This is a genomic window from Oscillibacter sp. ER4 (assembly GCF_000765235.1).
GTDB lineage: Bacteria > Bacillota > Clostridia > Oscillospirales > Oscillospiraceae > Hominicoprocola > Hominicoprocola fusiformis.
In genome coordinates this window covers 1-11,460 of the sequence record NZ_JPJG01000079.1, presented here as the reverse complement: position 1 = coordinate 11,460, position 11,460 = coordinate 1, and the positions used below count along the sequence as shown (strand labels likewise).

General features: G+C 60.2%; 10 protein-coding genes and 1 other annotated feature. All 10 genes read right to left on the bottom strand.

What is annotated here, in order from left to right:
• Positions 1–343: 343 nt before the first annotated feature.
• Positions 344–529, bottom strand: a complete 186-nt coding sequence (rpsU, locus tag NI20_RS0111840; RefSeq protein WP_033121604.1) for a 30S ribosomal protein S21 — start codon at positions 527–529, stop codon at positions 344–346.
• Between the two features lie 147 nt (positions 530–676).
• Complete coding sequence (gene leuS / locus NI20_RS0111835) at positions 677–3,184, bottom strand: leucine--tRNA ligase (RefSeq protein ID WP_033121603.1); 2,508 nt, start codon at positions 3,182–3,184, stop codon at positions 677–679.
• A 65-nt stretch (positions 3,185–3,249) separates the two neighbouring features.
• Positions 3,250–3,480, bottom strand: a binding site (T-box leader).
• 50 nt (positions 3,481–3,530) lie between these two features.
• Positions 3,531–3,902, bottom strand: a complete 372-nt coding sequence (rsfS, locus tag NI20_RS0111830) for a ribosome silencing factor (RefSeq protein ID WP_033121602.1) — start codon at positions 3,900–3,902, stop codon at positions 3,531–3,533.
• Between the two features lie 52 nt (positions 3,903–3,954).
• On the bottom strand, positions 3,955–5,511 hold the full coding sequence (locus NI20_RS0111825) for an LCP family protein (protein ID WP_052084654.1): 1,557 nt from the start codon (positions 5,509–5,511) through the stop codon (positions 3,955–3,957).
• Positions 5,504–6,712 (bottom strand): nicotinate (nicotinamide) nucleotide adenylyltransferase, encoded by a 1,209-nt coding sequence (nadD, locus tag NI20_RS0111820; RefSeq protein WP_033121601.1) that lies wholly within the window; start codon positions 6,710–6,712, stop codon positions 5,504–5,506. Before nadD ends, NI20_RS0111825 begins: the two co-directional genes overlap by 8 nt.
• A gap of 24 nt (positions 6,713–6,736) precedes the next feature.
• On the bottom strand, positions 6,737–7,060 hold the full coding sequence (locus NI20_RS0111815) for a YhbY family RNA-binding protein (protein WP_033121600.1): 324 nt from the start codon (positions 7,058–7,060) through the stop codon (positions 6,737–6,739).
• 19 nt (positions 7,061–7,079) lie between these two features.
• Positions 7,080–7,676 (bottom strand): XTP/dITP diphosphatase, encoded by a 597-nt coding sequence (locus NI20_RS0111810; RefSeq protein WP_033121599.1) that lies wholly within the window; start codon positions 7,674–7,676, stop codon positions 7,080–7,082.
• Between the two features lie 2 nt (positions 7,677–7,678).
• Positions 7,679–8,059, bottom strand: coding sequence for a PF20097 family protein (locus NI20_RS0111805; RefSeq protein WP_255358021.1), 381 nt, complete (start codon positions 8,057–8,059; stop codon positions 7,679–7,681).
• 42 nt (positions 8,060–8,101) lie between these two features.
• Positions 8,102–8,971, bottom strand: a complete 870-nt coding sequence (ftsY, locus tag NI20_RS0111800; RefSeq protein WP_033121597.1) for a signal recognition particle-docking protein FtsY — start codon at positions 8,969–8,971, stop codon at positions 8,102–8,104.
• A 17-nt stretch (positions 8,972–8,988) separates the two neighbouring features.
• A partial coding sequence (smc, locus tag NI20_RS0111795) for a chromosome segregation protein SMC (RefSeq protein WP_033121596.1) occupies positions 8,989–11,460 on the bottom strand: 2,472 nt, incomplete at its 5' end.

Here is an 11,460-nt window from a genome sequence, read left to right as displayed (position 1 = left end):
AGCAAACGTCACTCGCGCCTCACGACAGTAAGGCGCGGTTGCTGTCAGGTCGCGACTCGCAGGGATTCATGGCGAAGCCATGTACACCGCACTTACATTGCGCAGCGCGTGCAGTCATTCAAGCTATAAACTGCCAATGTTGGGGGTCGAGGGGTACTCCCCTCGCGTTCTCTTGGGGGTCCAAGGGGGCCATTCTCTCACGTGAGAGAATGGTCCCCTTACTGCGAGCTCCCGCACACTGCGGGAGAAATAAAGAAGCAGCCCTTTCGGGCTGCACCCCTCCCGCGCCCTGTGGGCGCGAAAAAAGACCCGCCACGACATGGCAGGTCTTTTTCTGAACTAATTAGTAATAACGCTTGTTGCGGTTCTTACGGGCGGCCTCGCTCTTCTTGCGGCGCTTGACACTGGGGCTCTCATAGCACTCTCTCTTGCGGACCTCCGCCACGATACCGGCCTTGGCGCAGCTTCTCTTAAAGCGCTTGAGCGCGCTGTCGAGAGATTCGCCTTCCTTGACGTGGATCTCGGACATTTATGTTTTCCCTCCCTCCGATACACCCGGCTTGATCCTGGGCGCTCTTTAAGAGTCATTCACATGACTAACGGTGGTATTATATGAGAAAAATCACGGCTTGTCAATAATCTTTCCTCATATTTTTGAAAAAATCCGAAATTCCGCTCAGCAGGGCTTCACGATCAGGTTGACGAGCTTGTTCTTGACGTGAATGACCTTGACGATCTGCATGCCGGCGATGGCCTTGGCGACCTTCTCGCTCGCCTTCGCCGCTTCGACAACAGTATCCTGATCGCTGTCCACGGGGACGATGATCGTGCCCTTGAACTTGCCGCTGACCTGAACGGCCATCTCAACGGAGGAGGCGACGGTCTTGCTCTCGTCATACTCCGGCCACGCGCACTGCATCGCCATCTTGCCCTCGTACTTGGCGGCAAAGCCCTTCTGCTCCCAGAGCTCCTCGACCATGTGGGGCGCGAACGGAGAGAGCATGAGCAGCAGCGCCTCAAAGTCGCCGCGGCTGAGACCATTCGAATAGAACTCGTTGACCATAGTCATGAGGGCGGCGATGGCAGTGTTCATCTTGAGCGTGTCAATATCGTCCGTGACCTTCTTGATGGTCTTGTGGACGATGGGCGCATTCTTCTCGGAAACGCCCTCCTCGTCCGTCACCTGATCGGCGAGGTTCCACACGCGGTCTAAGAAGCGCTTGCAGCCCTTGACGGCATCGTCCGACCAGGTGGCGACCTTTTCAAAATCGCCGATGAACATGATATAAAGGCGCATCGTGTCCGCGCCGTAAGCCTTGACGACATCATCGGGGTTGACGACGTTGCCGAGGGACTTGCTCATCTTGACCGCCGGGCGCAGCGCCTGATTGCCGTACTTGGCGATCAGCGCGTCCTTCTCCTCCTGCGTGGAGACGTTGCCGACGTAGTGCGGGTTCTGGCCGAGGATCATGCCGTGGCTCGTGCGCTTGGCATAGGGCTCCTTCGTGTGGACAACGCCGATGTCGTAGAGGAACTTGTGCCAGAAGCGGGAGTAGAGAAGGTGCAGCGTGGTGTGCTCCATGCCGCCGTTATACCAGTCCACAGGGCCCCAGTACTGCTCCGCCTCGTGAGAGACAGGCGCCTGGTCGTTGTGCGGATCCATATAGCGCAGGAAGTACCACGAAGAACCCGCCCACTGGGGCATGGTGTCGGTCTCGCGCTTGGCGGGGCCTCCGCACTTGGGGCACTTGGTATTGACCCAGTCGGTCATCTTGGAGAGCGGGCTCTCGCCGTCGTCGGTCAGCTCGTAGCTGTCCACCTGCGGCAGGACGAGCGGCAGCTCCTCTTCGGGCACGGGCACCCAGCCGCACTTCGGGCAGTTGACGAGGGGGATGGGCTCGCCCCAGTAGCGCTGGCGGGAGAAGACCCAGTCGCGCAGCTTGTAGTTGACCTTTTCATGGCCCCATCCCTGCTCGACGGCGTACTTCTTCATCGCGGGGATAGCCTCCTTGACGGTCATACCGTTTAAGAAGCCGGAGTTGACCATGATGCCGGTGTCATCCTTGAGCGTGAAGGCCTCCTTCGTGATGTCGCCGCCCTCGACGACCTCAACGATGGGCAGGCCGAACGCCTTGGCGAAGTCCCAGTCGCGCTGGTCGTGGCCCGGAACGCCCATGACGATGCCGGTGCCGTAGCCCATCAAAACGTAGTCCGAAACAAACATCGGCACAACCTTGCCGGTCGCGGGGTTGATGACCTCGATGCCGTCGAGGCGAACGCCGGTCTTATCCTTGTTGAGCTCGCCGCGCTCAAAGTCGCTCTTGCGGGCGGCGGCAGCCTGATATGCCTCGACCTCGTCCCAGTTCTTGATGATGCCCTTCCACTTCTTGAGCAGCGGGTGCTCGGGAGAGATGACCGTGTACGTCACGCCGAACAGCGTATCGACACGGGTGGTGTAAACGGTGATATCATCCCCGGTGTTGGTCTTGAACGTGACCTCGGTACCGGTGGAGCGGCCGATCCAGTTGCGCTGCTGCGTCTTCACGCGCTCGATGTAGTCGACGTCGTCGAGATCGTCGATCAGGCGGTCGGCATACTTCGTGATGCGCAGCATCCACTGGCTCTTTTCCTTGCGGATGACGGGCGCGCCGCAGCGCTCGCACACGCCCTCGACGACCTCTTCGTTGGCCAGCACACACTTGCAGCTCGTGCACCAGTTGACGGGCATCGTCGTCTTGTAGGCAAGGTCGTGCTTGAACAGCTGGAGGAAGATCCACTGCGTCCACTTATAATACTGCGGGTCGGTCGTGTCGATCACGCGGTCCCAGTCGAAGCCGTAGCCGAGCATCTTGAGCTGACGGGTGAAGTTCTTGATGTTCTGCTGCGTGACAATGGCGGGATGGATGTGGTTCTTGATGGCAAAGTTCTCCGTCGGCAGGCCGAAGGCGTCAAAGCCGATGGGGTTCAAGACATTGTAGCCCTGCATGCGCTTTTTGCGGCAGATGATGTCCATCGCCGTGAACGGGCGCGGGTGGCCGACGTGCAGACCCGCGGCGGAGGGGTACGGGAATTCGATCAGGCCGTAGAACTTGGGGCGCTTGTCCCCCGTCACGGCGGCGTAGGGCTTTACCTGCTCCCACTTGTCCTGCCATTTTTTCTCAATGGCTGCGAAATCGTACTTCATGGATCTTCTCCTTTATGTGAAATAGTATTTTGATGCGAAAAAAGTCCCTGACCGTTTTTCAAACGGTCAGGGACGTAACGAACACATTACGCGATACCACCCTGATTCAGCGCACGGTTTCCCGTGAGCCCTCAGCGGCTTCATAGCCTTGCCCGTAACGGGGGCGACCGTTCCGCCCTTTCAGGCGGACTGCTCGGGAGTGAGTCATCCACGCGCATTTTCCCACCGGCTCGCACCGACCGCCGGCTCTCTTCAGGTGAAAATCACGCGCCTTTTTGCTCCGTCATCGCGTTTTGCATAAATTCAGCATAACTATTTTAGGCGTTTTGTCCCGCCTTGTCAAGCGTTATTTTTCCTCGGCGTGGGGCAGGATGGCGCTCAGGTCGACTTCCTCGCCGTCGGCCCACAGGTGCTCGAGGGAATAGAACTTGCGCGCCTCGTCGTTGAAGACATGGACGACGACGCAGCCGTAGTCGAGCAGGACCCACGTGTCGCCGCGGTAACCCTCGCGGTGCAGCGGCTCCTCGCCCTTTTCGGTCAGTTCCTTTTCCACCGCGTCGCACAGCGCGTTGATCTGCGTGTTGGACGTGCCGGTGCAGATGACAAAGTACTCCGCGAGCGTCGTGATCTTGTCGATGCGAATGAGTCTGATCTCCTTACCCTTTTTGCTGTCGAGTGCCTTGACGGCAATCTCGGCCAATTCTCTGGAAGGTAACATAGAGGGTCTCCTTTTCTTATTTTGAGTTTTTAATCTTTTTTATTCTTTTACGTTACGGGCGCAGCCATTCCGGCATTTCGTCGCTGCCGGCCGTGCCGCTGTTGTCGCCGGTCGTTCCGCTCTCGCCTGTACCCGGGTCGGTCGGCGTCACGGGGTCGACGGGCGTGGTGGGCTCACTTGGCGTGGTCGTACCGCTGTTATCGCCAGTGTTTCCGGGATCAACGGTCGTACCGCCGCTGTTGTCACCGGTATTGCCGGGGTCGACCGTCGCGCCGCTGTTGTCGCCGGTATTGCCGGGATCGGTGGCCGTACCCGGGTCGGTCGTCGTGCCGCTGTCCCCTGTGCCGGTCTGTGAGCCGGAGGAGGAATGGTGGTTCTGCGGCTGGGCGGCCTTGCTGTCCTCCACATGTCCCGTGGACGAGGACACCGAGCCATCCGCGTTGACGGACATGATGTCAAGGTCGCGCATCGTGAACTTCTCGACAAACGGGCTGAGCTCGTTGTTGACGAGATCCAGCAGCTCCTGCGCGTTCGGCGTCACGTAAGACTGCATGCTGTGGTACGCGCGGCTGTAACACGATTTGTTCGTGTTCGGCATCGTGACGAAGTTGACATTCTCGATCTTGAGCCCGCCCATGACGGCCTGCGAGCCGAACCACAGCATTTCTTCAAACGTCAGGTCGGAGGTAACGTTGTTTTTCACCACGCGGGCAAAGTCGCCGATCTTCGTCACGTTCTTGAGCTGCAAAAGCTGCTCGGTCATCGCCTTTAAAAGCGACTGCTGCGTCTTGATGCGGCCAAGGTCACCGTCGGCGTAGCCGTAGCGCGAGTCGGTGTCGTGGCGGTAACGCAGCACCTGCATCACGTCGCTGCCGCTGAGAAGCCGGTAACCCTTCGTCTGGTGGATGTGCAGGTCCTGATAGGGGTCGTCGTAGTTCATGTTGCGCGGCACATCGTAATAGACGCCGCCCATGGCCTTCACGATCTCGCCGACGGCGTCCCATTCGACAACGACCTGATAGTCCGGTTCAAAGCCGACGAGCTGAGAAATCTCCTTGTAAAGCGCCTTGATGCCCTTTTCGCCCCCGCCGTAGTAGTTGTAGACGGAGTTGATACGCTTGATATCCCACGGGACGTTGACCATCGTGTCGCGCGGGATGGACATGACGGTCGCCTTCTGGTTCGTCACATCGTAGCTCGCGAGCAGCATCGTGTCGGTGTTGCCGCCGCCGCCCGTGTCGCGGCCGAGGATGAGCACGGTGTAGAAATCCTTGCTCTTTCGCTCGCCGCCCGCCTTCGGGCGTACGCCGTCGCCATAGTCGATACCGTCGATCTGCTCACTATTGTTATTCTTGCTGTCAGTGTCCTTGCTCGGCAGCTCCGGCGCGCGGATTTTCAGCAGATAGCTGCCGCCGGCAACCACACCGCACAGCAGCGCGATGAGCAGCACCTTGGCAAAGAGCCTCCCTGGGTGGGAAAAGGTCTCCTTGACCTGCTCCCAGGCCTCGTCGCAGTTGCGCTCGAAAAAGCCCTCTTTCCGGTGCGTGTGCCGCCCCTCGTAATAGGGGTCTTCCCTGTCTCTCTCGTAAATCTCTCTTTGATCACTCATGGGTATGTCCTCTCAGATACTCCAGCGCTTGCAGTGTGTTGTGGTGAACGGGGTTGCCCATCTGCTCCATTTCCTCCACGGTCATGGCAAGGCCCATTTCAAGGCCCTTGTCCAGATCCTCCCACACGACCTTGCGGAGGTCCTCCACGCCGTCAAAGTCGCGGCTCGGCTCGATGTAGTCGGCAAGGTAGATGACCTTTTCGAGAAGTGTCATGTTTGCCTTGCCCGTCGTGTGCCAGAGAATGGCGTTGTAAATCTCGTCGTCCGCGCCGAACACGTCGCGCGCGAGCGCCGCGCCGGTCTTGGCGTGCAGCAGCTTGAGCGCGCGCTGTTCCAGCTCGTCGAGCGCGATGTGGTAGTGCTCGCACATCGCGAGCTGCTCTTCCATCGAAAGACGCTTGGTCGAGTCATGCAGAAGCGCGGCAAAGCGCGCCTTTTCGACGTCTGCGCCGTATTTTTCCGCGAGCGCCTTGGCCGTCTGCTCGGTGCCGAGCACGTGCGGGATGCGCTTGGCCTTGAGGTAGGAGAGCGCGATGGGTCTCAGATCCTCTAAGGTTAGACGTTTTAAATCGAGATTTGTTCCATAAAGATGCTTGCGGTAAATATATCCCAGTACCGCGGGGGCCAGAAGCCCATCCGTCTCCCTCTTCGGGATGCGCGCGCGCAGCTCCGTCGACGAGACATCGACAAGGTTCGGCAGCGTCATCGTCACAATGCGGCTGCCCGGAAAGCGCTGGCCGAGGTACTTGCGCTGCGGGGCGAAAAGCTCCTCGCCGTCTTTTTCCGTGCGGCCAAAGGCGCACAGGCCCGCATACTGCACGATCTCGTCCGGCTTGTACCAGTACTGGAACGTCAAGAACATGTCCGTCCCCATCAGAAGCCACAGCTCATCGTCGGGGCGCTGCTCATGCAGGATGCGCAGCGTGTCCGCGGTGTAGCTCTTGCCCTCGCGCATGATCTCCATGTCGGAGACCGTGACTTTTACGCCCGTGTCGAGCGCGATCTGCTCGCCCATCAGGCGCGTCATCGCAAGGCGGTCCTCCGCCCCCGCCGCGTCGGCGGAGAGCATCTTGTGCGGCGGGATGCCGGCGGGGATGAGCAGGAGCTCATCGATCCCCAGATATTTTGCCGCGCTCTCGGCCGCGGCCATATGACCCAGATGCGGCGGGTTGAAGCTGCCGCCGTAAATTCCGATCTTCAAGTTTGTTCGACCTCTTTTTCTCTTTTACACGGTCTTCTTCGCTGCCTTGGGCAGCACGATCTTGTCCTTCTTGTCCTTTTTGTGCGAGGGGCGGTAGAGCACAAACTTCGTACCGATGACCTGCACCTGCTCGCTGCGCGTCAAGGCGCTCAGCTCGTCGCACGCCTCGCGCGCGGTGAGCATGCTGTTTTCGAGCACGCGGCACTTGATGAGCTCACGCGCCTCCAGCGCATCGTTCGCCTGCTTGACCAGGTTGTCGCCGATGCCATCCTTGCCGATGTGAACGATCACGTCGAGGTCATTGGAAAGGCTGCGCAGATAGGCGCGCTGTTTGCTGCTTAATTCCATAGTATTTCCTTATCCTTTTTTATTGATGTTCCGCAAGATAATTCTTGAGCGTTTCCTTGAATGCCCGCAGTGCCTTGCCGCGGTGCGAGATCTCCGCCTTTTCTTCTGCCGAAAGCTGTGCAAAGGTCTTTCGCTTGTCAGGCACGAAGAACACGGGATCGTAGCCGAAGCCGTTTTCGCCCATCGGCGCGAACGCGATCGTGCCCTCGACCTCGCCGTCGTCCTGCAAGACGTCGCCGTTCGGGAACGCGCAGGTGATCGTCGTGTGGAAGTGGGCGCGGCGGTCGGCCTGACCGTGCAGCATCTGCAAAAGAAGACGGTAGCGGCCGGTGTCATCCAGCCCCTCGCCGCCAAAGCGCGCGCTGTAAACGCCCGGGCCGCCGTTCAGCGCGTCGACGCACAATCCCGAATCGTCCGCGATGGCGGGCAGCTTCGTCGCCTCCATGACGGCCTTGGCCTTGAGAAGCGAATTCTCGGCAAAGGTCTCGCCCGTTTCCTCCACCTCGATCTTTACGCCGAGGTCGGCCTCCGACACGACCTCCACGCCGAGCTCGCCCAGAATAGCGCTCATTTCCTTCAATTTTTTGGGGTTCTGCGTTGCCAAAACAAATTTCATCGTCAAACCTCCCACGGGTCTTTTTCCCGTCTCTTCCTGCTTTTTTCTTCCCGCTTTTCTTCCTCGCGCTGCGCCTTGCGCTCTTCGCGCTGCGCGCTTATCTTTTCCTGCCATGCCGTGAACTTTTTGTCGAGCTTATCGAGCGGCCACTCGATCTCCGACACGGGTATAATGACCGCTTTGCAGCTCTCGCAGTAGCGTGCGGGCGTATCGCCGCCGAACAGCCCCGCTCTGCCAAGCCAGACCTGTTCCTTCTCGTCGCCAAATCCGTCTTTGAGCATGCCGTCCTCACCTCTTGGACACCAGTAAATATCACGCAAGACAGGGATGGCTCCATCTCGCATTTCCTTTCCGCAATAGGGGCAAACAGAAGTGATTTCCATATTCGTCTCCTTATTGTCTCGCGAGTCTTATGCTTTTTTGTCTTAGATCAGTGCCTTGACGTATTCCTCTGCATTGAACGGCTGGAGATCGTCGATGCCCTCGCCGAGGCCGACGTACTTCACCGGCACGCCCAGCTCCTGCGCAATGGCGACGCAGATGCCGCCTTTGGCCGTGCCGTCGAGCTTCGTCAGGATAATGCCCGTCAGGCCCGCCGTCTCGCGGAAGACCTTGGCCTGCTGCAATCCGTTCTGCCCCGTCGTCGCGTCGAGCACTAAAAGCGTCTCCTTCGCGGCGTCGGGCAGCTCTCGGTCGATGATCTTGCGGAGCTTCGAGAGTTCGTTCATCAGGTTCACCTTGTTGTGAAGTCTGCCCGCCGTGTCGCAGAGGACGACGTCGACACCTCTCGCCTTCGCCGCAGCGAGCGAATCGAACAGCACCGCGCCGGGGTCCGCGCCTTCGACCGAGCGGACAATCTCGCACTCGGCGCGGTTTGCCCAGATCTCGAGCTGGTCTGCCGCCGCCGCGCGGAACGTGTCCGCCGCGCATAAAAGCACGCGCTTGCCCTCGCCCTTCAGACGGTGGGCGATCTTGCCGATGGACGTGGTCTTGCCCACGCCGTTCACGCCGATGACCAGCACGACGCTCGGTTTGGTCGACAGATCGAGCGCGGTGTCGCCCACGTTCAGCTTTTCGATGAGGATCTCGCGCAGCGCCTGCTTCACGTCGTCGCCGCGCTGGATGCTCTTCTGGTACACGACGTCGCGCAGCTTTTTCACCGCGTCGTGCGCGACCGTCGCGCCGAGATCGGCCATAATGAGGCTGTCCTCGAGTTCGTCATAGAATTCGTCGTCGATGGTCTCCCACACGATGGTGTCGAACCACGCCTTTTTGATCTTTGCAAAAATACCCATTTGTTTCTCCTCGCGCTTTATTCCTTAATGTTGAGTTCCTTCGCCATGTCATTCATATTGATCGTCAGCACCTTGCTCACGCCACGCTCCTGCATCGTGACGCCGTAAAGGACGTCCGCTGCCTCCATCGTACCGCGGCGGTGCGTGATGACGATAAACTGCGTTTTGCTCGTGATGCGACGCATGTAATTCGCCACGCGCACCACGTTCGGCTCGTCGAGCGCCGCCTCGATCTCATCCATGACGCAGAACGGCGTCGGATGAACCTTCAGGATGGCGAAATACAGCGCGATGGCGACGAACGCCTTTTCGCCGCCCGAGAGCAGCGTGATCGTCTTGAGCGCCTTGCCCGGCGGCTGGACCTTGATCTCGATGCCGCAGGAGAGCACGTCGTTCTCGTCCTCGAGCTCGAGCGTGGCCTTGCCGCCGCCGAACAGCTCCAAAAACGTCTCCTGGAAGCTCTCGCGGATCAGCGCGAACTGCTCTTTGAAGATGACGGTCATCTCGCTTGTGATGCTGTCGATCACGCCGACGAGCTCGCCCTTTGCCTTTTCCACGTCGTCGCGCTGCTCTGTCAGATAGGTGTAGCGCGTGTTCACACGCTCGAATTCCTCGATCGCGCCGACATTGACCGCGCCAAGACCGCTGATGGCACGCTTGAGCTCGCCGATGCGGCGGCTCGCCTTAGCGACGCTCTCTAATTCAATGCGCTGCTCCTGCGCGGCGGAGTGCGACAGCTCGTAGTTTTCCCACAGCTTGTCGAGGATCTCCTGCTCCTCCATCGCGCTCGTCGCGCGCTTCTGTTCAAGCTTGCTGACGCTGCGCTCGACATTGAGCACGTTTTCGTTGAGCTCGCGGCCGCGGCGGTCGCTCTGGCTGCGCTCGGCTTCAAGTGCGAGTTTCACTTTGGAAAGCGCTTCGAGCTCGGCGCGCTTTTCCGTCATTTTGCCGCTCAGCGCGGCGATCTCAGTCTCATGTGTGCCGATCTCGCGCTGCGACTGCTCGCTCGCGGCCCTGTACTGCTCGATGAGCGCTTTTCTGCTCTGCTCGTCGCCCTGCATCTGGGCGCGCAGGCCCTCCAAGCTCGTGAGCGACTTTTCCGTCGTTTCGCGCTCGGCGGCATAGCCTGCGAGCGCACTCTTCTTCTCGGCGATTTCGTTGCCGAGGCGCGAGGTCGAACGCAGCAGCTCGCTCTGGCCGGAAAGGCTCTTTTCCGCCTGTGCACGCAACTCGCCCGCTTCCTTCTCCTGCGAAAGCGCGAGCGCTTCCTTTTCCTCCGCCACGCGCTTCACTTCGCCGCGGCGGCGCGCGATGGTCTCGCGCTCGGTATCCAAACTCTCGAGCCGCTCGCGCAGCGACGAGAGCAATAAGTCATAATGATTTTTATCGCCCTGCAATTTGAGCACGGCGTCCTCCGCCGCGCGCTGCTGGCCCTGTGCGACCTCCAGCTCGTAGCGCGCTTTGGCAAGCTCGCGCTTGGCGTCCTCGGCGGCCTTGGCGGCAAGGTCGAGCTTTTCGGCAAGGCTGCCGCGCCGCGCCGTCAGCTCGCGCAGCTCGCCTGCGCGGCTCAGAATGCCTGCGCTGCGAGAGATCGAGCCGCCCGTCATCGAGCCGCCGCGGTTCAGGACCTGACCGTCGAGCGTCACGATGCGGAACGCGTTCGAAAACCGGCGCGAGATCGTGATACCACAGTCGAGGTCTTCGACCACGACCGTGCGGCCGAGCAGGTTTTTGAAAATGCCGTCATATTCGCGGTCGTATTCCACCAGCTCGCTTGCAAGGCCGACGTAGCCGTACTCGTTCTGCACGCGCGCATCGCGCAACGCCTCGCCGCGGATCGACGAGAGCGGCAGGAACGTCGCGCGTCCGCCGTCGCGCTGCTTTAAGAGTTGGATGGCGCTCTTCGCGTCCTCCTCACGCTCAACGACAATGTTCTGCAATCCCGCGCCGAGCGCGATCTCGATCGCGACAGCATATTTTTTATCGACCTTCATCAAATTGGCGACCGGCCCGCGCACGCCGCGCAGCGCCTTGCGCTCCGACGCCTGCATGACCGTGCGCACCGCCTTGTTGAAGCCCTCGTACTCCTTTTCCATCTCGCTGAGCAGGCGGATGCGGGAGTCTAAATTGTTCATTTCCATCGTGAGGGAAACGTGCTTTTCGCCCGTCTCCTTCTCGCGCTCGACGCGCCCCTGCATCTTCATCGTATGGCCTGCGATGATATTGCGGATGGCGTCGGCCTCCTCCTGCGCGGTCTCGAGCGCCTTGCGGTTCTCCGCGGCGCTTTTGCGCGTGTCGGAAAGCTGGGCCTCCCCGCTCTCTTGCTCGGCGGCAATGGCGCTCTCGCGCTCGTCCATTTCCGAAAGCGTCGAGCGCAGGGCCGCGACCTCGGCGCGGCTGTCCGCCGCGGCGGACAGGGCAAGCGCTTCGCGCCCGCGCAGGGTCTCGGCCTCGCTTGCGGCCTCGCCCGCGTTTTTCGACAGCTCCTC